We start from the raw sequence: 20,342 nt of genomic DNA on the forward strand, positions 1-20,342 counted from the left end.
CGCCGCGCAGGCTCAGCGCCCCTCGCGCAGGAAGCGCGCCATCGACGAGACGCCCGGCAACGCCGGTTCGAACTGGCCCGCCACATCGATGAAGCCGCGCATGATGGCGATCTCGCGTGGGGTGCGGTTGAGCGCGTCGCGGCGGTCGGCGTCGGCACCGGCGCGCAGCAGGCGCTGCACCAGCAGCGGCAGGCCATGCAGGGCGGCCAGGTGCAGCGGCCCGAAGCCGCGTTGATCGGCAACCTCCAGCGACACGTCTTCATCGAGCAGGCGCTCGACCCCGGCCAGCACCACCTTCTCGTCGCAGGCAGTGCCCGGTTCGGCACGTGCGCCCAGCAACAGCAGCAGCGGGCTGACCCGGCCACCGGCCAGATGATCGGGATCGGCGCCGGCCAGCAGCAGCGTGTCCAGCAGGGCCAGCAGGCGGGTGGTGTCGCGTGCGGTGAAGCCGTACAACGCCGCGCAGTGCAGCGGCGCCAGGCCCTGGTTGTCGGTGGCGTGCACGTCGGCGGCGGCGGTGAGCAGGCGCGCCACGATATCCGGCATGCCCAGCGCGCAGGCCAGCATCAGCACGGTAACCCCGCCCGGCAGGCGGTGCTCGATCTGCGCGCCGGCCTGCAGCAGGGCGGCCACGATCTCGGTCTGGCGCATGCTCACCGCCGCCGACAACGGCGTGGCGCCACTGTTGGCAGCGCGCTGCAGATCGGCGCCACGGCTCAGCAGGTGCGCCACCACGCCCAGATGGCCGCCGCCGGCCGCGCGCAGCAGCGCGGTGCAGCCCTGCGCATCGACCGCATCGACGGTGAGGCCGAGGTCGATCAGGCGGCGCACCGCATCGGTGTCGCCGGTCATCGCAGCCGCCGGCACGTCCGCCTCGCGCAATGCGCGGCGCGGCAGCGCCCAGATCCGCCAGTCCAGCCAGTCGGCCAGATCGCGACGCCCGATCGACAGCGCCACGCCCAGCGGGGTCTGCCCATCGGCAGCGCGCGCGTCCGGCGAGGCGCCCTGCTTGACCAGCAATTTCAGCGCCGCCTCGCGGCCCAGTGCGGTGGCCAGGTGCAGCGCCGTCATGCCGTGGCTGTCGCGCGCCTCGCGGTCCACGCCGTGTTCCAGCAACCACTGTTGCAGGCGCAGCCAGCCCAGCCGCACGGCCAGCGACAACGGCGGGTCGCCCGCGGCCGAGGGCGCGAACGGGTCGGCACCCCGCTCGAGCAACTCCAACGCGAACTGTTCCAGCCCCCGCGAGGCGGCATCGTGCTGCACGCAGGCGCTGAGCAAGCGGGTCAGGCCACCGGCACCGGCCGGCGAGACGCCATGGCGCAGCAGCACCTGCAGGGCAGGCACGGCCTCCAGGCCGCGCGAGAGCAGCGCGAACATCGGCACATCGCCGCAGGCGTCGCGCACCTCGGCATCGGCGCCGTGGCGCAGCAGCCAGTCCACCGCCTCGGCATTCAAGGCCACATGCGCATCGTGCAGCAGGCCGCCGAGTTCTTCCGGCCCGCACAGCCTGGCCAGCGCGCCCAGGCTGTCGCGCTGGCCGAGCTGCAGACCCTCGCGCAGCAGCACCAGCGGCGGGCGGTCCGGCAACGTGGAAACGCCCGGGGTATCGCCGGGGGCATCGCTGACCGCGGCCGGCAGCGGATAGGCGGGATCGAGCAACTGCACGATGGCCCAGCGCCCGGCTTCGGCCGCCACGTCCACCGCACGGCGGCCGTGCACATCGGCGGCATCGGCCGGCACCTGCAATTCGAGCAGGCGGCGGATCAGTGCCGGCGAGACGCTATCGGCCGCACAGGCCAGCATCACCGCATTGCGCCCTTCGCCATCGATGGCCAGCACGTCGGCCTTGCGTGCGAGCAGGCGTTCGAGCACCGCACTGCGCGCCTGACGGGCGGCATCCAGCCACGGAGTGCGGCCGAGCAGATCGCGCGCATCCAGGTTGGCGCCGGCCGACAGCAGCGCTTCGACGATGTCGCCATGACCGGCCAGTGCGGCTTCGTGCAGGGCGCTGCGGCGCTGGCGGTCGCGCGCATCCACGCGCGCCTTGTGCTTGAGCAGCAACTGCACGCCGGCCGGGTCGTCTTCTTCGGTGCCGGCCGCGGCCAGCAAGACCGGCGCGCCGCCCTCCGGTTCGGACTGCGCGCCGCGCTCCAGCAGGAACTTGGCCAACCGCCAGTTGCCGACCTGGCAGGCCATCGCCAGCGGCGAATGGCCATCGTTGTTGAGCGCATCGAGCTCTGCGGCGGCATCGCGCAGCAGCGCGGCCACGCCGGGGTCGGAGCTGCGCACGGCGTGGTGCAGCGGGGTGTTGCCGTCGTTGTCGCTGGCGCGCGGATCGGCGCCGTTGGCCAGCAGGGTCATCACCGCATCCGGGCGGCCATGCCAGCTGTCGCGGGTGGCGGCCAGCAGCGGGGTCATGCCGCGGTGCGGCTGGTTGACGTCCACGCGCCGCACGATCAACTCGCGCAGCAGGCGCAGGTCCGGCAGCACCGCGGCCAGTGCCGGCAGGCTGCGTTGGTCGCGCCATTCCGGCAGCGGCATCGCCTGCGGGTCGGCACCGGCCTCCAGCAACTGCAGCGCGCGATCCACCCGGCCGCTGCGCGCGGCCTCGAACAGTTCGGGTACCAGCTGATGCTGGGCCACCGGCTCCAGCGGGCGCGGCGCGGCGGCCGCTTCGTTGAAGAAATCAGCCGCCTGCGGGGCGGCCGGTGCCGTGCTGCGCGATGGCGCGGCGGTGCGCTGCAACAGCAGGTGGGCGGCCGGCAAGGCCACGCAGGCGGCGATCGCCAGGCCCCAACGCAGCCCGGCGGACACGCCGCCCGGCCAGGCCAGGGTCACGCACAGCGTGCACATCGCCAGCACCAGTGCAGCCGCCAGCAACCCGCGCCAGGCATGCAGTTCCTGCGTGGCCAGCGCATGCCAGCGTGGCGCCAGCGCGCCGCCATCGCGTTCGACCTCGCCCCACAACGGCCAGGTCCGCCATAGCCCGAGCAGGGCCGCGCTGATCGCCACGCTCAGCGCCAGCGCGGCGGCCAGACTGCCGCTGTCGCGCAGCGCAGTCAGCGGCCAGCTGATCAATGCAGCCAGCGCCAGCAGGCCCACCCCCCAGATCGCCAGCAACGGCGGCAGCGCGTGTGCGATGGCGCGCGGCTGCGCCGGCAGCGCACGGGTCCCGCGCGCCCACGACACCGCGAGCGCGAACGCCGGCTGGGCCAGCCACAGGCTCAGTGCGGCAATGCCGCCGCCCAGGCCGCCAAGCAGGGACAACACCACGCCGGCTGCTGCCGCCAGCGCTGCGGCGCGCAGGCGCGCGGCACGCTGCGGATCAGTCATGGTCGCACTCGCCTGCCAGCACCACGGTCTTGGGCAATTGCAGATAGAAGCCGTGCTTGCCCAGCGCCTCGCGCACCGTGACCGCGTCGGCCTGCGCCAGCCGGCGCTCCGGCGTCAATACCACCTCCAGCACGAAGGCAAACGGCGCCAACTGCGCGTGCACGGCAGCAGGAAGACCGGCGAAGTCGTCACGCGTGGCGAGATAGACGAAGGTGTCCTGCTTGCGTTGGCTTTTATAGACGTAGGCGTGCATGCGCGCGTGATCGCGCTCGAAGAGCGGTAGGTCGCGTCGATTGTGTCCCAATTGCGGCCATGGCGAAAGCGCGGCGGGTGCGAAAAATCCCAGCCGCGTCAGCGACATGACCGGCACGTTCAGTTGTGGCGTCGATGGGACAGGCGCACGCCACCGATATACTGCAAGCACTTTTTGCCAGCCAGACCACCGTGAGCCAAGCGCAGCATCCGTCCCAGATGGCCCCGGTCGCCGTCACCGCCTACACCTCCACCACCGCGCTCGGCGCCGGGCTCGCCGCCCAGGCCGCCGCCTTGCAGGCGCGCCGCAGCGGCCTGCGTCGCAACGATTTCGGGCCGCAACCGCTGCCGTGCTGGATCGGCCGCGTCGACGGCGTGGAAGAGGTAGTCCTTCCCGATGCACTGCAGCGCTGGGACTGCCGCAACAACCGCCTGGCCTGGCTGGCGCTGCAGCAGGACGGCCTGCTGGACGCGGCGCAGGCTGCCGCGCAGCGCTACGGCGCCGAGCGCGTGGCGGTGATCATCGGCACCTCCACTTCCAGCATCGGTGCCAGCGAAGAGGCCTATACGCGGCTGGTGGAAGACGCCGACGGCGCGCGCTTCCCGCCGGATCTGGACCGCCAGATCGTGCACACCCCGCATTCGCTGGGCGACTTCGTGCAGCACGCCACCGGCCTGCGCGGCCCCAGCGTGACCGTGGCCACCGCGTGCTCGTCCAGTGCCAAGGTGTTCGCGCAGGCGGCGCGGCTGATCGAGGCCGGGGTGATCGATGCGGCCCTGGTCGGTGGCGTGGATACCTTGTGCGGCAGCGTGCTGTTCGGCTTCAACTCCCTGCAGGTGGTGGCGCCCGAGCCGTGCCAGCCGTTCGATGCGCGGCGCGTGGGCCTGAGCCTGGGGGAGGCCGGCGGCTTTGCGCTGGTCGAACGTACCGCCGCCGCACCGGACGCGGCGGTGTGGCTGTATGGCTATGGCGAATCCAGCGATGCGCACCATATGTCGGCTCCGCACCCGCAGGGGCTGGGCGCGCAGCTGGCGATGCGCGGCGCGCTGCAACGCGCCGGTGTGGAGCCGGCCGCGGTGGGCTATCTGAACCTGCACGGCACGGCCACCCCGGCCAACGACAGCGTGGAAGCGGCCGCGGTGGCGGCGATCTTCCCCGACACCCTGCATGCCAGCTCGACCAAGGCTTGGACCGGCCACACCCTGGGCGCGGCCGGCATCGTGGAATCGGTGATCGCGCTGCTGGCGCTGCGCGACGGCCTGCTGCCGGGCACGCTCAACAGCGACGTGCCCGACCCGGCCTGCGGCCCGCAGATCCGCTTCGACAACGCCCATACCCGGATCGATTACGCCATGAACAATTCCTTCGGCTTTGGCGGCAACAACTGCTCGCTGCTGTTCGGGCGGGCCCGCTGATGCTCGCTGCCAGCATCGAAGGGATCGGCTTCTGGAGCCAGGGCCTGCCCAGCTGGGAGGCCGCATGCGCCTTGGTGCACGGTGCCGCGCTGCAGCAGACCCCGGCACGCCCGGCGCCGCAGCTGCTGGCCGCCAACGAGCGCCGCCGCGCACCGGACACGGTGGCGGTGTCGCTGGAGGCAGCGCTGGCCGCCTGCATCGCTGCCGGCCGCGACCCGACCAGCCTGCCGTCGGTGTTCACCTCCACCCATGGCGACCTGGCCATCACCGATTACATGTGCACCACCCTGGCCAGCGACCCGCTGGCGATCTCGCCGACCAAGTTCCACAACTCCGTGCACAACGCCGCCGCCGGGTACTGGACCATCGGCGCGGGTGCAATGACGCCGGCCACGGCCATCAGCGCCTCCGATGCCAGTTTCGCGCAAGGGCTGCTGGAGGCGTTGGTGCAACTCACCGCCGGCGTGGAGGCCGTGCTGCTGGCCGGCTACGACGCGCGTTCGGTCGGGCCGCTGGGCCGGATCTCGCCCAGCCAGGGCCTGCTCGGCGGCGCCCTGGTGCTCGGCAGCGCCGGCCAGGCAGGCAAGCCGCAGCTGCGTGCGCGATTGGATGATGGCACCCCGTCGCCGGGCGATGGCCCGTTGGCACAGCAGATCGCCGGCAATGCGATGGCGCCGATGCTGCCGTTGTTCGAACTGCTGGCCGGGCGTGGCGACGGCGTGGCGTTGCAGGCCGGCCCTGGCCGGGTCCTGCGCGTGGAGATCCTGCCGTGAGCCGCGTGCCGCTGACGCCGCAGGACACCGCGATCCTGGTGCCGGCGTTGAACGAATCGCTGCGTATCCGCGAAGTGGTCACCGATGCACTGCAGCACTGCCCGCAGGTGATCGTGATCGACGACGGCTCCGACGATGGCACCGCCGATTGCATCGCCGACCTGCCGGTCACCGTGATCCGCCACCCGCAGCGCATGGGCAAGGGCGCCGCCCTGCGCAGCGGCTTTGCCAAGGCCCAGCAGTTGGGCATGCGCGCAGTGATGACCATGGACGGCGATGGCCAGCACAAGGCCGCCGATTTTCCGCGCCTGCTGGCCGCGGCCAACCGCCACCCCGGCAGCGTGGTGATCGGCGCACGCATGCGCAAGCGCGCCACCCAGCCCACCATTCGCCGTATCGGCAACGATTTCGGTGATTGGGGCATCGCCTGGGGCTGCGGTTTCCAGCTGGTGGACAGCCAGAGCGGCCAACGGCTGTATCCGGCGGCGGTGTTCACCCTGCCGAATGTGCCCGGCGAAGGCTTCGTGTTCGAAGCGCAGCTGCTGATTTCGGCCGCACGCCAGGCCGGCGCGCGGGTGGTGGCGGTGCCGATCGAGACCCGCTACGCCGGCAGCGCGCCAGGCACCTTTCGCAAGAGCCATTTCCGGCTGGTGCGCGACCTGTGGAACATCACCTCGCATGTGGTCAAGCAGGTCTGGGCGTATGGCCATGTCTGGCGCGAATATCGCCGCGTGCGCGCCAACCCGGTGATCGTTGACGATGTCGATGGCGAATTTGCTACTGTGCCCGCGGTCACCAAGAGCACCCACTCCTCATGAATGCAGCGCGCGCCGATGTCGTCATTACCGGTGGTGGGTTGGCCGGCCTAAGCCTGGCCTTGCAACTGAAGCAGCGCGACCCTGCGCTGGCCATCACGGTGCTGGAACGGCGCGCCCACCCGGTGCGCGAGGCCGCCTTCAAGGTGGGCGAATCCACGGTGGAGATCGGCGCGCATTACTTCGCCCAGGTACTGGATCTGCGCGAGCATCTGGAGATCGAACAGATCCGCAAGTTCGGGTTCCGTTTCTTCTTCTCCGACAAGCGCGAAGACATCGACCGTTGCACCGAACTGGGCGTGAGCAAGATCCTGCCGACGCCATCGTGGCAGATCGACCGCGGCCGCTTCGAAAACTTCCTTGGCGAGCGCGCCCGCGCGCAGGGCATCACCTTTATCGATGGCTGCAGCGTCAAGGGCGTGGACCTGGCCGAGGACGACGCCGACCATGCGGTGCGTTACGAGTGCGCCGGCACTGCCGGCACGCTGCAGGCGCGCTGGGTGGTGGACGCCAGCGGCCGCGCCGGCCTGCTCAAGCGCAAGCTCGGCCTGGCGCAGGACAACGCACACAATGCCAACGCGGTGTGGTGGCGCGTGGAAGGCTTGATCGACCCCAACGGCTGGTCGCAGGACAGCAGCTGGCTGCAGCGCTGCACCCCGCCGGACCGCTGGCGTTCGACCAATCACATGTGCGGGCCGGGCTATTGGTTCTGGCTGATTCCACTGTCGTCGGGAGCGCATTCGCTGGGCATCGTCTGCGATGCCGCGATGCATCCGCTGGAGACGATGAACACCCACGAAAAAGCCATGGACTGGCTGCGCCTGCATCAACCGCAGGTGGCCGCCACGCTCGACAGTGCGCACTACCGGCTGCAGGATTTCCTGTTCCTGCGCAAGTTCTCCTATGGCTGCACGCAGGTGTTCTCCGCGCAGCGCTGGGCGCTCACCGGCGAGGCCGGCCTGTTCCTGGATCCGTTCTATTCGCCCGGCAGCGACTTCATCGCGATTTCCAACACCTATATCTGCGAGCTGATCGGCCGCGACCGCGCCGGCAAATCGCTCAGCCCGTATGTGGAGCTGTACCAGCAGCTGTATTTTTCGTTCTACGAAAACACCCTGACGCTGTACCAGGATCAATATGCCTTGTTCGGCGACGAGCAGGTCATGCCGGTCAAGGTGATCTGGGATTACACCTATTACTGGTCGCTGCTGGCGCCGCTGTTCTGCTCAGGGCGCATCGCCGACCTGAGCCTGCTGGCGCGCATGAAGGCAGACTTTTTCTACGCGCGCGACATGAATCTGGCCATGCAGCGCGTCTTGCACGACTGGGGCGTGCGCAACACCGAACAGGGCATCACCGGCAGCGATGGACGCCTGCTGGACCAGTATCTGATCGGCTGGTTCAACGAACTCAATGGCGCCTTGAACGACACCCTGGACGATGACGCCTTTGCCGCACGCATCCACCGCAACGTGGCGCAGATGGCGGTACTGGCCCGGGAAATCCTGCAGCAGGCACGCCAACGCCACCCGGAGCTGTCCGACCACGGCCTGGACGCGCTGACGGCCGATGCCAGCGGCGAGGCGATCCTGACCGCCACGTGGTACGCCGACGCGGCGTGAGTTTGAGCGCGCGCGCCGATGCGCGGCGAGTTTCGGCGTACAACGCACTTTTTCGAGCAGTACGTGCAGCACGTGAGCGCATTGGCATCCAGTGCGCAATGCCCCACCGGACAGTCAGTGGGCTGCTTTATTGAAAGCCCTGCGCACCGACCCTCTCGACTGGTCCTTGCCCGCCACCGTCGCGGGACCCTTGGCGGCATGGATGCCGCCACGGAGCTTACATGGATGTACTTGCAGCGTGTCCTGCGATGGTGGGCGGGCAAGGGCCCTGCAGCAAAGGCGCAGACCATCCGCTCTCAGCCCATCCCACCATTGATGCCGATGACCTGGCCATTGATGTAACCGGCGGACTCCGAACACAGAAACGCCACCAGCGCGGCCACTTCCTCGGGCTTGCCCACGCGTCCGGCCGGCACCAGTTGCTTGATGACGTCCGGGGCGAAGCTCTCGCCGACCATCTCGCCTTCGATCATGCCCGGCGCCACCACGTTGACTGCGATACCGCGGCTGGCCATCTCGCGCGATAGCGACCTGCTGGCACCGTGCAGCGCCGCCTTGGCTGCGGCGTAGTTGGTCTGCCCGCGGTTGCCCAGCACTGCCGCCACCGACGACACACTCACGATGCGGCCCCAGCGCGTGCGTGCCATCGGCAGCAGCAAGGGCTGGGTGACATTGAAGAACCCATGCAGCGACACATCGATGACACGATGCCACTGGGCAGCGTTCATGCCCGCCATCGGCGCGTCGTCGTGGATGCCGGCGTTATTGACCACGATCTGGATCGGGCCGCTGTCCAGCAGGACCTCCAGCGCGGCCGTGGCCGCCTGCGCGTCGGCCACATCGAAGGCCACCGCCTCTGCGCTGCCACCGTCGGCAACGATCGCAGCCACCACGGTTTCGGCGCGCGCCAGGTTGCGGTTGGCATGCACGATGACATGCCGGCCTTGCGCGGCCAGCTGACGGCAGATGGCGCCGCCAAGATCGCCGCTGCCGCCGGTCACCAGCGCACGACGCTGTGGAAGGGATGTGCTCATGGATGCCTCGATGAAAGCCGCAAACGGCAGCGGCGAGCCCGTCATCCTAGCGACTGCCGCGGGCCGCGGGATAGATCGCCCGCATCTCGATCGCCCGCATCATGCAGGAACGCGCTTGCGCGCGATGTGGCCTCGCCGGTAACGCTGCATCGCGCGCAGGCGCGCTCCTACGTGGCGTCGACGGCCTGTGCGGCGCTCAGCATCACTGTCGCTCGCCCTTCGGCAAGCAACTGCTCGCCATGCGTCAGGCGGAAGCTGTATTGCTGGCTGTCCTCGCCCTGCATCAGCACCTGCGCCTGGCACACGATCGCCTCGGGCAGCTGCTCCAGATAGGCCACATGCAGCTCCACGCCACGCAAGGCCACCAGCATGCCCGGGCGCACCGGCTTGCCCGAGGCGCGGCCCAGCAAGCCGCCATGCACGGCCATCGCCTGCGCGCCGTATTCGCACAGATGCAGCGCGCGCAGGCGCCCGGCGGCGCGCAACGGATGCGTCTGGTCGCGGTGCGCGAGGCTGCGCAGCACGATGCGCTGCGCATCCCACTCCACCACCTCTTCCCACAGGCACATCGCGCCCTGGTGCGGAATCAAGGCGGCAATCGCGTCACGTCCCTGCATGCGGCTCTCCGTTGGCCATGCGTTCCAGCGCCGGTTCGCGCGACACCAGCAAGGCCAGAATGAAATTGAACAACACTCCCAGCGCCACCGTGCTGCCGATGGCGCGCAATACCGGGATGCTGGAGGCGGCCAGCAAGGCGAACACCAGCAGCGTCATCAGGCTGCACACGATCAGGGCATGCAGCGTGCGCAGCTGATCGGCGTGGTCGTCGCCGGCATGATCGAAGAACAGCGCGTAGTCCAGACCAAGCCCGGCCGCCAGGATCAGCGCGATCAGGTGGAACAGATTGAGCTCCACGCCGGTGCCGCGCAGGATGGCCAGGATCAGCACCGTGGTCAGCGCCATCGGCAGCAGCACGCGCACGATGCGGCGCGGGCTGCGCAGCGCGATCGCCACCGTCGCCGCCAGCAGCAACGCGGCCAACACCAGCGCGCCGAGCACGCGTGCGCGGTAGGCGGCCACCAGCGATTCGGACGCGTCCTTCAGGTCCAGCAGCTGTGCATCACTGCCCTGCACCGCCGCTGCCAGCACTGCCGGGTCGCGCAGGCCGGTCAACGACACCAGCGCGGTGCTGCGATCGCCGCGGCCCAGCAGCAGCCCGCCGACCGAGGTGGCCAGCGGCGAGCCGGCCAGGTCCCTGGGCAGCAGCGGCGCGGCATGCTTGGCCGTGTCCAGATCCTGCAGGAAGGGCGCAAACGCATCGCTGCGCAACGGCGTGGTGGCTACCGCCTGCTCGGTCATGGCACGCGCCTGCGCGGCATCCGGCAACGCCGCCTGACGTGCCTGCTGGGTCCGGGCACTGGGCAGATACCGCGCGGCCATGTCGTAGCCGGTCAGCGCGCCATGGCGCACCAGTGCATCCAGGCGCGGCCGCAACTGCTCGCTGGCCTGCAGCGCGGCTTCGTCGCTGGCCGCGGGCACGGCAAGCACGTAGCGCACATCCGGCGCACCCAGTTCCTGGCGCAGGCGGGTGTCCTGGGCCAGTGCCTTCGGCGGCACCGGCGTGAGCTTGGAGAGATCGTTCTGCCAGAACTGGCCGGGCGCAAACGCGATCACCGCGATGCCGATCGCCGCCACCACCGCCAGGCTGATGCGTGGCCGCGGCAGCCGCGCGATGCCGCGCCACAGCGTGGCCAGCAGCCGCGAATCGGCGTAGTCGCGCGCGGCCGGGTCGATCAAGGCCGGCAGCAGCCAGCGCGTACCGACTGCAGCGGTGGCCAGGCCGGCGATGGTGAACACCGCCAGCTGGCGCAGGCCGTCCACCCCGGAGAACAGGAAGGTCACATACGCGATGCAGGTGGAGACCACGCCGGTGGCCAGCGTCGGCCATAGATGCCGCGCGTTGTCGCGTGGGTCCAGACCGGGGCGTTGATGACTGAACAGGTGGATCGGGTAATCCTGCACCACCCCGATCAAGGTGAAGCCAAAGGCAATGGTGATGCCATGCACGCCATCGAACAGCAGCGCCACCGCGGCCAGCCCGGCCAGGCCAGCGCTCGCCAGCGGCAACACGCCAAGGACCGGGATCTTCCAGCTGCGGTAGGCGATCAACAGCAGCAGCACCAGGCCCACCGTATCGAGCGTGCCGATCCACTGCGATTCGCCCTGCGTGCGTGCGGTGATTTCCACCGCGAACGCTCCCGGGCCGGTGAGTGTCAGCCGCGTGGTGCTGCCTTGGGCGACCTTGGCAAACGCCGCCTGCACTGCGTCGTAGGCCAGCTGCTGCCCGGTGGGATCGAAACCGGCCGCCCGCGTCTGCGCCACCAGCAGGGCCGCGCTGCCGGCACGATCGAACCACACCGCGTTGCGCAGCTGCGGTGCGGCCGCCGGCTGCAGGGTCTCGGCCAGATGCAGCACTTCCAGCGTGGGGTCGCGTGGCAGCAGCGGCTCCACCAGTGCCGCGGCCGGCGAGCCCAGGTCCTGCACGCGCGCCTGCAGCGCCGTCTCCAGGGTCGATGCGTCCAACCGCGTCGTGTCGAAGCTGTCGCTGAGCAGGTAGCGGTACGGCAGCAGGCGTTCCGGGATCGCCTCCAGCCCGGCGTTGCCACCGTTGCCAACCAGTTCGAACAGCTCCGGCTGTGCGGCCAGGGCCTGCTGCAATGCCTGCGACTGCTCGGCCAAGGTGACCGGGTCGCTGTTGGACAACGCCATCAGCAGCAGCCGCGATCCGGGGCCTTCGCCGAGTTCCTCGATCAAGAGCTTCTGCGCCGGCGTGCGCGGGGCGGGCATGAATTTACGTAGATCGCCGGTGACCTTGAGCGTCTCGCTCAACCAGAATCCAGCGATCGCCAGCAAGGCCAGCCACAGCAATGCCAGGCCGATGCGGCGGTTTGCGGTCAACTTAAACGCCATGGTGTGGATGTCCTACTGCAGCGGCCGAACGTCCACCGGCCGCGTTCGCGGCACGCATCGTCATCGGCAGCACGCGCTTGCCGGATGCGGAGGTTGTGATCTTTATGGAGACGACCGGCGCAACCCTCCCGCGCGCGGTCACGCGCCCGGACCGTGGCAGAGCGTCGTCAGCGCCGCGACATCGGTCACGCTGGCCGCCGCGCGGGCCGCGCCGGCCAGCAGCGTGCGCTGCACGTCCCCCTTGGCGGGTACGCTCTCGATGCACCGCAACTCATCATTGCGGCCATACAGACGCAGTTCGCGCACCTGCTTGGCCACCGCGGCGTCCTTGGGCTGCAGCGTCAGCTGCCAGGCCTGCGGCTGGCCCTGCCCAGTGAGGCGATACTGCTGTTCCAGCAGCGCGCGGTCGCCGGCCAGCAACGCGCCGAAGCCGGATTTCAACCCGGCCAGCTCGGGCACGCGGCTCAACGAGAAGCGGCGCGGCGGCTTGCCGTCGCGTTCCAGCACGCCCTCGTCGCCCTGCAGGGTGGTGGTCTCGTGATACGGCGCGCTGACCTCGCGCACCAAGGTCTGCGCATCCGGGCGGCGGTAGTGGCCCTGCACGCGCAGCGGCGTCTTCAGCAGGGCAGAGCCACGCAGTTCGACGAACTCGGTACTGACCGGGGCCGGGCGCGCCAGGCGCTGCAGCACCTGGCCGACATCCAAGGTCTCAGGCGGTGCGGCGCATAGCGGTGCGGCGCTGAACAGCAGTATCAGCATCCACGGCAGGGTGCGGCGCATCGGCATGATGGGTATTCCAGAAATCGTAGAAGTTGAACCAGTTGTACGGCGCGTAGCGCGTGTAATGTTCCAGCCTGGCAGCGTAATCGCGCATGAGTACCGCCAGCACCGGGGCGCGCTGGCGACGCGGCAGGTCCAGGCCTTCGCTGAAGGTCTCAAATGCCAATTCGTAATGGTTGCCGCCGCGATACAGGCCGAACGCCAGCACCACCGGCACCTTGAGCGCGGCGGCGATCAGCCACGGCGAGGTCGGGAACATCGCGTTGCGGCCCAGGAACATCGCCGGCAGCGCCGGGTCGCCCTCGCGCGGGCGGTCGATCAGCAGCGCCACCAGCGCACCGGCGTCGGTGGCTTCCTTGATCGCCATGACGATCGAGGTCGCATCCATCCCGGCATCGATAATGTTGGCGGCCAGCTGCGGGTTCAGCGCACCCAGCAGGTCGGTCATGGCGCGGTTGTGCGCCTTGTCCAGCACCACCTTGACCTGCACGTCGGGGCGCTCGGTGGCCAGCACGCGCAGCGCGTCGAAACTGCCCAGGTGGGAACCGAAGATCAGCACGCCGCGGCCGCGATCCATCTGCGTATGCAGCTGGTCCAGGCCGGTGATGTCCACGCGGAAGCGCTGCATCTGCCCGCACAGCATGTACACCCGGTCCAGGATGGTGGAGGCGAAGGTGTGGATATGCCGGGCCACGTCGCGCAGCGTTGCCTTGCGGCCCAGCACCCGCGCCAGGTAGGTCCGCGAGGCGGCGCGTTCGGGCGCACGCACCAGCAGGAAGTACAGCGTGATCGGGTACAGCAGCGCACGTCCCACCGCGCGCCCGGCGTGGCGGGCGATGCCGCGGATCAGCCACAGCGCGAAGCGTCCGCCGCCTTCGGGACGCTGCTTCCAGTGATTGCTCATGCCAGCGCCTCCGCCACCAGTTCGCCACTGACCAGCACCTGGTCGGCACGCTGCACACGAAAGCGCCAGCGCGGGCCGTCGCCTTCCAGCGTGACCGAGGCGGTCTGGCCCGGCAACAGCGGCTGCACGAACTTCACCTGCGGCAGCCGTGCCGCCGCGCGCGGGCCATGCAGTGCTTCCACGGCCTGCAGCACATGGTCGAGCACGACCACGCCGGGCACCACGGGGCGACCCGGAAAGTGCCCGGGCAGGCAGGGATGATCATGCGGCACGACGAAATCCATAAGCGCGAAACTCAGATCCTGGGTTGAAGCATTGCAGCCACGGCCTTGTGTGCCTGCTCGGTCAGTTGTTGACGATCCGGCGCATCCGGCCCGGTCACCGCGATCGGCTCGCCGATGCGTACGCGGATGATGCCGGGACGCACCCTGAACACACCATCCACCGGCAGCACCTTGCCGCAGCCATCCAGCGCCACCGGAACCACCTGCACGCCAGCATCGATAGCGGCCTGCAGTAGCCCGGCCTTGAATGGCAATAATGCGCCCGTGCGGCTGCGGGTGCCTTCGGGAAACAGACACAACTGCTTGCCCTCACGCAGCAGCGCGGCAGCCTGCCGCCGCACCAGTGCCCCCGCCCTGCGGCTGTCGCGGTCCAGGAACAGCATGCCGGTGGCGCGCGCATACCAGTTCACGAACGGCACCTTGAGCATTTCTTCCTTGAGCAGGAACCGCAACGGCACTGGCAATGCATGGAACAGTGCGCAGATGTCGATGATCGACTGGTGGTTGCTGACGAACAGGTAGTTCCTGGACCAGTCGACCCGCTCGCGGCCTTCCACGATCACCTTGGCGCCCGCGCCGCGGAACAGCACCGACGACCACATCCAGCGGCCCATGTGTAGCGGACGATCGGGATCGCGGGTGATCGCCAGCACCACCAGCGCACAGGCGATGCCGCCGGCGGTGAACACCAGCGTGAACGCCAACTGCAACAGGTTGAACACAGCCCACGCCAGGCGCGACGGCATCCTTGCCAACGGCATTTTTGTCTTGTCCCCGAAACTGCGCACGTACGTCGGTGCCCTTGGGCCACGCTTTCAGCGTAGCAAATCGCGCCAGAACGCCGGGCCTAGCCTCGCCATCTGCCGCATGAAGTCGGGCAGATTACGATAGGGACGCTGGGGAAACCAGCGGCCGCGCAATAGATATTCCCCAACGAAGAACCCGCCAACCACGCCATACACCAGCACATTGGCGAACAACGATGCGCGCGCATCGCCGATCGGCAACGGCGAGGCATGGCCCAGCTGCGCCAGCACGCCGCTGGGTTCGGCGCACAGCCCCAGTACCAGGTTGACCAGGGTCAACCCGCACAGCAGCAGCGCCCAGGCCAGGGTGAGCCTGCGCGTATAGCGGTACTGGTCGGGCGTGATCGGCATCCCGGCCTGCTGGTACAGCCCCTCGACGATACGGGTGATCAGCGGCGTGCGCCCGCGTCGCAGGCTGCGCCCGAAGAACCACGCCACCCAGCCGGTGAACACCACCGGCGGGGCGGCCAGCAGCAGCATGGCGTACGGCGAGCGCCACAACGCGCCCAGGCCGACCAGGATCAGCACGCACAGGCCCCAGGCCCATGGCCGCCGCGCCACCAACGGTTCGATCAACACCATCAGCACCAACGTGGCGCCGGCGATGACGGCCAGCTCCGGGCGATGGCTGGCGTTGGCCCAATGCGCCAGCGGCGAGTAGGCCACCGCCAGCAACACGCCCACGCCCAGCACCCACGGCGGCGGGTCACTGGCCGCAGCGGTCGGAACCTCAGACGGTCTTGTTGGCTTGGACATGCGCCGACAATGCGCGCAGCGACGCGAAGATGCGACGGTTCTCGTCGTTGTCCGAGCGCAACTGGAAACCGTAGCGCTTGCTGATCGCCAGCGCCAGTTCCAGTGCATCGATCGAGTCCAGCCCCAGCCCGGTGTTGAACAGCGGCGCCTCCGGATCGATGTCGGCGGGTTGGACGTCTTCCAGGTTCAGGCTTTCGACCAGGAGTTCGGCCAGTTCACGTTCGGCAGCGGTTTGCGAGGACATCCAGGGCTTCCACAGGTGAGAGTCAGGCAACAAAATGGGAACAAGCAACCAGCATCGCGGGCGACCATTGATTTCGATGGGCGTCGCATCGAGCCGGAGTGTACGTTGCCGTCACCGCCGGTCCGAGCACCGCCCGCGCCCATCAGGGCACCGGTGCGCGTTGTCGGTCGTTCTTCAAAAGAGATCAGCGGCCCGCACAGCTGCCCGGGCCGCCGGACAGGCTATCATGACTGCATGACGCTGGCCCGCTGCAGGTTTGTTCCAGGATGATTTCCACCGCTGTTCGCCCCACCCCGACCGCCATGCCGGCAGCCGGGCCGGCTCCCGGACCGGAGTGTCCGGATGTACTCATCGTCGGCGGCGGCCCGGCCGGCTGCGCGGCGGCCATCGTGCTTGCCGAGCTCGGTTGGGCGGTCACCCTGCTCGAAAAGGAGCAGCACCCGCGCTTTCATATCGGCGAATCGCTGCTGCCGATGAACGTGCCGATCCTCCAGCGCCTGGGTGTGCTCGAACAGGTGCGCCGGATCGGCGTACTCAAGCGTGGCGCGGATTTCCCCAACGACAGCGGCGGCTACAACACGTTTCGCTTTTCCCACGCGCTCGACGCCAAGGCCGACTTCGCCTTCCAGGTGCCGCGCGCGCAGTTCGACCAGGTCTTGTTCAAGCGTGCGCGTGCGGTGGGCGTGGATGCGCGCGAACAGGTCAGCGTGGAACAGGTGGCGTTCGACGGCGAACAACCGGTGTTGCAGGCGCGCACCGCAGACGGCGGCGTGCAGCAGTTCCGCCCGCGCTATCTGCTCGATGCCAGCGGCCGCGACACCTTTCTGGGCACCCGGCTCAAGCTCAAGCGCGCCAATGCCAGGCATCAATCGGCCGCGTTGTTCAGCCACTTCCGCGGCGTGACACGGCGCCCGGGCGAGGATGCCGGCAATATCAGCATCTACCGGCATGCACACGGCTGGATGTGGCTGATCCCGCTGCCCGACGACATCATGAGCGTGGGTGCGGTCTGCTACCCGGAGTACATGAAGACCCGCAAGGGCGACAGCGAGGGCTTCTTGATGCGCACGCTGGCGCTCAATCCGGAGCTCAACGCACGCATGCGCGGCGCCGAGCGCGTGGCACCGGTGCATGCCACCGGCAATTACGCCTACGAATGCACGCGCATGGCCGGGCCGCGCTGGCTGATGCTGGGCGATGCCTACACCTTCGTCGACCCGATGTTCTCCTCCGGCGTGTTCCTGGCCATGCACGGCGCCGAGCGCGGTGCGGCGATGGTGGATGCCGCGCTGCGCACGCCGCAGTCGGAGGCGAAACTGCAGCGCGCGCTACAACGCGAACTGACCCGCGGCGTGGATGAATTCAAGTGGTTCATCTATCGCTTCACCTCACCCACCATGCGCGCCCTGTTCGCGCAGCCGCAGAACACCTGGCAGGTGGAACAGGCGGTGGTGGCGATGCTGGCCGGCGATGTGTTCGACAGCCCCAAGGTGCGCATCCGCCTGCGCGCCTTTCGTGCGCTGTACGCGCTCACCACCTTGTCGATGATGCCGCGCGCCTGGCACTCCTGGCGCCACCGCCGGCGCCAGGCCAAGCTCGGCTTCGACGGCGACACCTTGCACCGCGACACGCAACGACGAGACGCTCAATGACCGCTTCCCCGGCCCAGACCACGCACGCCGTGCGCCATCCCCGCCTGCAGGTCGACTATGTCGACCAGACCGACCCGGCCTTGCTGCTGGCCGACGCGCAGGTGTTGGCCGTGTTCGGCTTCGGCGATGCGGCGCCGCGCCTGCACGACCCGCGCTATCTGCGCGTGCCGCTGCAGCCGTACCAGGCCGATGTGCTGGAAGTGTGGCGCACCGATGCGCCGGTGCGTAGCGGCCGCGACGGCAACATCGCCTGGTCCAGCGACGGCCGCCTGCAGTTCGGCGTGATCGAGATCGACGAGCGGGATGTCGATATCGAAGACGCCGCCGCCAAGGCCTATGCGCAGATCACCGCCTTCGTCAGCGGCAGCGACACGCCACGCCTGCTGCGCATCTGGAACTACCTGGATGCCATCACCCTGGGCAGCGGCGACCGCGAGCGCTACCGGCAGTTCTGCGTGGGTCGCGCACGTGGCCTGGGCGCGTTCGACACCGCGCAGCTACCGGCCGCCACCGCGGTGGGCCGCTGCGATGCCGAACGCATCATCCAGATCTACTGGCTGGCCGCCGCCGATGCCGGCACCCCGCTGGAAAATCCGCGCCAGGTCAGTGCCTACAACTACCCGCGCCAGTATGGCCCGCAGCCGCCGAGCTTTGCGCGCGCCATGCTGCCGCCGGCCGGCAGCGACATGCCGCTGCTGCTCTCGGGCACCGCTGCGGTAGTTGGGCATGCCTCGATGCATACCGGCCAATTGCTGGCGCAGCTGGAAGAAACCTTCGCCAATTTCGATGCGCTGCTCGGTGCTGCGCGTACGCATGCCCCTGCACTGCCCGCGCAGTTCGGCGCCGGCACCCGGCTGAAGGTGTATGTGCGCGAGCAGGACGACCTGGCCAAGGTCGCTCACGCCCTGGATGCGCGCTTCGGCGATGCGGTGCCGCGCCTGCTGCTGCATGCGGTGATCTGCCGCGACGAACTGGCGGTGGAGATCGATGGGGTGCATGGATAAACCCAGATGGCCGCAGGTGCCGCCTGCTGCATTCAAACGGCACGGTGAGCGACCGGCAGACAGCGTCTGCCGGCCAGGCGCGCGCCAGCATCGCTCAGCCGTTGAGCAGTCCCAGCACCACATCGCGCGGCAGCTTGCCGGTTTCGTTGCGTGGCAGCACCGCAAGCTTGCGCAGGCGGCGCGGCAGGAACACCGGGTCGACGCTGACGCGCAGGGCGGCAAGGATCTGTGACTCGTCCAGGGTGGGGGCGACCACCAGTGCGGCGATGCGGCCGACGGCCTGCCCGGACTCCGGTGCCAGTTGCACCATGATGCCGTCGACCACGCCGGGGATGGCGAGCAGGCGGCGGGTGAGATCGGCCAGCGAGGCGCGCTTGCCGGCGATTTCCAGCAGATCGGCCTGGCGCCCGCGCACCTGGAAACGGCCGTCTTGCGCAACGTCCATCATGTCGGCCAGCAACACCGGCGTGGCCAGATGCGGCGCATGGACCAGCGTGCCGGCAGCCTGGGTTTCCAGGCGTACGCCCGGCAGCGGCGTCCATGCGGCCTCCAGCGCGGTGCGGCGCACCGCAAAGACGCAGGTTTCGGTGGAGCCGAACATCTCGCGGACTTGCCCGCCAAAGCGCGCCTCTGCCGCCGCCGCGATCTCCTGCGCCAGCGGTGCAGTGGCCGAGACGATGCCCACCAGCGGCGGCAACACCACGCCCGATTCGACCAGCGCGCGCAGATGTACGGGCGTGGTCACCAGCACCCGCGGCTCGGGAACCTCCGATAACGCGCGTGCCACATCGTCCGGAAAGAACGGCCGCCCGGCGTGCACCGCCAGCGTGGTCACCATCGGCAGCAGCACCGACAATTCCATGCCGTACATGTGCTGCGGCGGCACCGTGGCCACCACGTGCGGCACCGCGTCGGTGTGCGCCCACAGGCTTTGCAGCGCCACCAGATCCTGCCGGGTACTGGTCAGGAAGCTGCCCCAGGTCTTGGGATTGGGCTGCGGGCTACCGGTGCTGCCGGAGGTGAAGCCGATCGCCACCAGGGCGTCGTCGGCCAGCTGCGGTATCGGGCCGTCGGCCTGCGGCAGCTCGGTGGGCAGTTGCCAATAGCGTGGCGGCGCCAGCTCCAGCGCCAGATCGCCCAGGCAATAGGCATCGGCGTGCCGCGCCTGCACCTCGCCGACCACGGCCGGCGCGCGCGAGGACGGTAGCAGCGACACCTGCCCACGCAACGCACAGGCATAGAAGGCCACCATGAACCGGTAGCGGTCTTCGCACAGGTTCACCGCATGGCGCCCGTCGGGTAGCTGCTGTGCCAGTCCGTGCACGTGCGCGATGAAGGTGGCCAGATCGACCGACTGCCCCGCGCGCCACGCCAGCGGCCGGCCAGGCGCGCCGACGGCCATGGGGTGGGAAACGGCAGAAGCAGGCAGGCTGGACATGTGGATCGACAATCGCAAAAGCGCGCTAGCTTGGCCGCCGCCCGGGCCGCTGGCAAGTCGGGAGGCCGCGGCTGCGCCACGGGGGCGGCCGCCGGGAACCTCGACCAGGACCGTGCGCGCAGCGCGTTGCCCCTCATTGCAGTTGCGCATTGCAGCTGGTGCGCAGTGGCGATGGAGCGCGTGCGCGCGTGTGGAACCACCTACGCCGTCTATGGCCGCACCCGCCATGTGTCCATGCCTGGCCTGCGATGCCGCACTG

The 20,342-nt window shown here is 69.3% G+C and carries 18 protein-coding genes; 6 read left to right on the top strand and 12 right to left on the bottom strand.

The genetic code is table 11. From position 1 onward, the window contains the following. Positions 1-12: 12 nt before the first annotated feature. The gene (locus tag HG421_RS17460) at positions 13-3,333 is read right to left on the bottom strand and encodes an ankyrin repeat domain-containing protein (RefSeq protein ID WP_169707466.1); all 3,321 of its coding nucleotides are present in this window, start codon (positions 3,331-3,333) and stop codon (positions 13-15) included. After that, entirely contained in the window at positions 3,326-3,586 is a 261-nt protein-coding gene (locus HG421_RS17465; RefSeq protein ID WP_169707467.1) for a YcgL domain-containing protein, read from the bottom strand. Before HG421_RS17465 ends, HG421_RS17460 begins: the two co-directional genes overlap by 8 nt. A gap of 218 nt (positions 3,587-3,804) precedes the next feature. Between HG421_RS17465 and HG421_RS17470 the strand changes: the two genes are divergently transcribed. Genes HG421_RS17470 through HG421_RS17485 form a run of 4 tightly spaced genes read left to right on the top strand, consistent with a single transcriptional unit; the run spans position 3,805 to position 8,211 of the window. Continuing rightward, positions 3,805-5,001, top strand: a complete 1,197-nt coding sequence (locus HG421_RS17470) for a beta-ketoacyl-[acyl-carrier-protein] synthase family protein (RefSeq protein ID WP_169707468.1) — start codon at positions 3,805-3,807, stop codon at positions 4,999-5,001. Continuing rightward, positions 5,001-5,774 (top strand): beta-ketoacyl synthase chain length factor, encoded by a 774-nt coding sequence (locus HG421_RS17475; RefSeq protein WP_169707469.1) that lies wholly within the window; start codon positions 5,001-5,003, stop codon positions 5,772-5,774. Before HG421_RS17470 ends, HG421_RS17475 begins: the two co-directional genes overlap by 1 nt. Then, complete coding sequence (locus HG421_RS17480; RefSeq protein WP_169707470.1) at positions 5,771-6,592, top strand: glycosyltransferase family 2 protein; 822 nt, start codon at positions 5,771-5,773, stop codon at positions 6,590-6,592. Before HG421_RS17475 ends, HG421_RS17480 begins: the two co-directional genes overlap by 4 nt. Continuing rightward, complete coding sequence (locus HG421_RS17485) at positions 6,589-8,211, top strand: NAD(P)/FAD-dependent oxidoreductase (protein WP_169707471.1); 1,623 nt, start codon at positions 6,589-6,591, stop codon at positions 8,209-8,211. Before HG421_RS17480 ends, HG421_RS17485 begins: the two co-directional genes overlap by 4 nt. A gap of 296 nt (positions 8,212-8,507) precedes the next feature. On the opposite strand, the gene fabG is transcribed toward HG421_RS17485, so the two are convergent. The 9 genes from fabG to xanC form a co-directional block, all read right to left on the bottom strand. Next, positions 8,508-9,245, bottom strand: a complete 738-nt coding sequence (gene fabG, locus HG421_RS17495; protein WP_169707472.1) for a 3-oxoacyl-ACP reductase FabG — start codon at positions 9,243-9,245, stop codon at positions 8,508-8,510. Positions 9,246-9,412: 167 nt separating this feature from the next. Next, on the bottom strand, positions 9,413-9,862 hold the full coding sequence (locus tag HG421_RS17500; protein ID WP_169707473.1) for a phosphotransferase: 450 nt from the start codon (positions 9,860-9,862) through the stop codon (positions 9,413-9,415). After that, positions 9,849-12,215, bottom strand: coding sequence for an MMPL family transporter (locus HG421_RS17505; RefSeq protein ID WP_169707474.1), 2,367 nt, complete (start codon positions 12,213-12,215; stop codon positions 9,849-9,851). The genes HG421_RS17500 and HG421_RS17505 overlap by 14 nt, the downstream gene beginning before the upstream one ends. Positions 12,216-12,353: 138 nt before the next feature. Then, a complete protein-coding gene (locus tag HG421_RS17510; protein ID WP_169707475.1) occupies positions 12,354-13,001 on the bottom strand; it encodes a LolA-related protein in 648 nt (215 codons plus the stop codon). After that, positions 12,925-13,899 carry an acyltransferase gene (locus HG421_RS17515; protein ID WP_064508424.1) on the bottom strand — a complete coding sequence of 325 codons (975 nt, stop codon included), beginning with the start codon at positions 13,897-13,899 and terminating at the stop codon, positions 12,925-12,927. The genes HG421_RS17510 and HG421_RS17515 overlap by 77 nt, the downstream gene beginning before the upstream one ends. Then, entirely contained in the window at positions 13,896-14,123 is a 228-nt protein-coding gene (locus HG421_RS17520; RefSeq protein WP_228330571.1) for a hypothetical protein, read from the bottom strand. Before HG421_RS17520 ends, HG421_RS17515 begins: the two co-directional genes overlap by 4 nt. Before the next feature lie 71 nt (positions 14,124-14,194). Next, the gene (locus HG421_RS17525) at positions 14,195-14,944 is read right to left on the bottom strand and encodes a lysophospholipid acyltransferase family protein (protein WP_169707477.1); all 750 of its coding nucleotides are present in this window, start codon (positions 14,942-14,944) and stop codon (positions 14,195-14,197) included. Between the two features lie 54 nt (positions 14,945-14,998). Next, on the bottom strand, positions 14,999-15,682 hold the full coding sequence (locus HG421_RS17530) for a ketosynthase (RefSeq protein ID WP_169708244.1): 684 nt from the start codon (positions 15,680-15,682) through the stop codon (positions 14,999-15,001). Positions 15,683-15,719: 37 nt separating this feature from the next. After that, on the bottom strand, positions 15,720-15,989 hold the full coding sequence (xanC, locus tag HG421_RS17535; protein WP_005914783.1) for a xanthomonadin biosynthesis acyl carrier protein XanC: 270 nt from the start codon (positions 15,987-15,989) through the stop codon (positions 15,720-15,722). A 302-nt stretch (positions 15,990-16,291) separates the two neighbouring features. Here xanC and HG421_RS17540 point away from each other — a divergent pair, with 302 nt between their 5' ends. Both HG421_RS17540 and HG421_RS17545 read left to right on the top strand, forming a co-directional pair. Then, positions 16,292-17,641: an NAD(P)/FAD-dependent oxidoreductase gene (locus HG421_RS17540; RefSeq protein ID WP_169708245.1), complete on the top strand. Its 1,350-nt coding sequence runs from the start codon at positions 16,292-16,294 to the stop codon at positions 17,639-17,641. Continuing rightward, positions 17,638-18,645: a pteridine-dependent deoxygenase gene (locus HG421_RS17545; RefSeq protein ID WP_169707478.1), complete on the top strand. Its 1,008-nt coding sequence runs from the start codon at positions 17,638-17,640 to the stop codon at positions 18,643-18,645. The genes HG421_RS17540 and HG421_RS17545 overlap by 4 nt, the downstream gene beginning before the upstream one ends. 94 nt (positions 18,646-18,739) lie before the next feature. Here the strand turns inward: HG421_RS17545 and HG421_RS17550 are convergent, their stop codons facing one another. After that, positions 18,740-20,083 (bottom strand): AMP-binding protein, encoded by a 1,344-nt coding sequence (locus tag HG421_RS17550; protein ID WP_169707479.1) that lies wholly within the window; start codon positions 20,081-20,083, stop codon positions 18,740-18,742. Between the last annotated feature and the right edge of the window lie 259 nt (positions 20,084-20,342).

The sequence above is a fragment of the Xanthomonas campestris pv. badrii genome (genome assembly GCF_012848175.1).
Lineage (GTDB): Bacteria > Pseudomonadota > Gammaproteobacteria > Xanthomonadales > Xanthomonadaceae > Xanthomonas > Xanthomonas campestris_C.

Excerpts from the sequence above, each read along its gene's own strand:
- HG421_RS17465 (WP_169707467.1), bottom strand. The coding sequence starts at position 3,586 with ATGCACGCCTACGTCTATAAAAGCCAACGCAAGCAGGACACCTTCGTC.
- HG421_RS17505 (WP_169707474.1), bottom strand. The coding sequence starts at position 12,215 with ATGGCGTTTAAGTTGACCGCAAACCGCCGCATCGGCCTGGCATTGCTG.
- fabG (WP_169707472.1), bottom strand. The coding sequence starts at position 9,245 with ATGAGCACATCCCTTCCACAGCGTCGTGCGCTGGTGACCGGCGGCAGC.
- HG421_RS17550 (WP_169707479.1), bottom strand. The coding sequence starts at position 20,083 with ATGTCCAGCCTGCCTGCTTCTGCCGTTTCCCACCCCATGGCCGTCGGC.
- HG421_RS17475 (WP_169707469.1), top strand. The coding sequence starts at position 5,001 with ATGCTCGCTGCCAGCATCGAAGGGATCGGCTTCTGGAGCCAGGGCCTG.
- HG421_RS17515 (WP_064508424.1), bottom strand. The coding sequence starts at position 13,899 with ATGAGCAATCACTGGAAGCAGCGTCCCGAAGGCGGCGGACGCTTCGCG.
- HG421_RS17510 (WP_169707475.1), bottom strand. The coding sequence starts at position 13,001 with ATGCCGATGCGCCGCACCCTGCCGTGGATGCTGATACTGCTGTTCAGC.
- HG421_RS17525 (WP_169707477.1), bottom strand. The coding sequence starts at position 14,944 with ATGCCGTTGGCAAGGATGCCGTCGCGCCTGGCGTGGGCTGTGTTCAAC.
- HG421_RS17485 (WP_169707471.1), top strand. The coding sequence starts at position 6,589 with ATGAATGCAGCGCGCGCCGATGTCGTCATTACCGGTGGTGGGTTGGCC.
- HG421_RS17540 (WP_169708245.1), top strand. The coding sequence starts at position 16,292 with ATGCCGGCAGCCGGGCCGGCTCCCGGACCGGAGTGTCCGGATGTACTC.
- HG421_RS17470 (WP_169707468.1), top strand. The coding sequence starts at position 3,805 with ATGGCCCCGGTCGCCGTCACCGCCTACACCTCCACCACCGCGCTCGGC.
- xanC (WP_005914783.1), bottom strand. The coding sequence starts at position 15,989 with ATGTCCTCGCAAACCGCTGCCGAACGTGAACTGGCCGAACTCCTGGTC.
- HG421_RS17460 (WP_169707466.1), bottom strand. The coding sequence starts at position 3,333 with ATGACTGATCCGCAGCGTGCCGCGCGCCTGCGCGCCGCAGCGCTGGCG.
- HG421_RS17545 (WP_169707478.1), top strand. The coding sequence starts at position 17,638 with ATGACCGCTTCCCCGGCCCAGACCACGCACGCCGTGCGCCATCCCCGC.
- HG421_RS17500 (WP_169707473.1), bottom strand. The coding sequence starts at position 9,862 with ATGCAGGGACGTGACGCGATTGCCGCCTTGATTCCGCACCAGGGCGCG.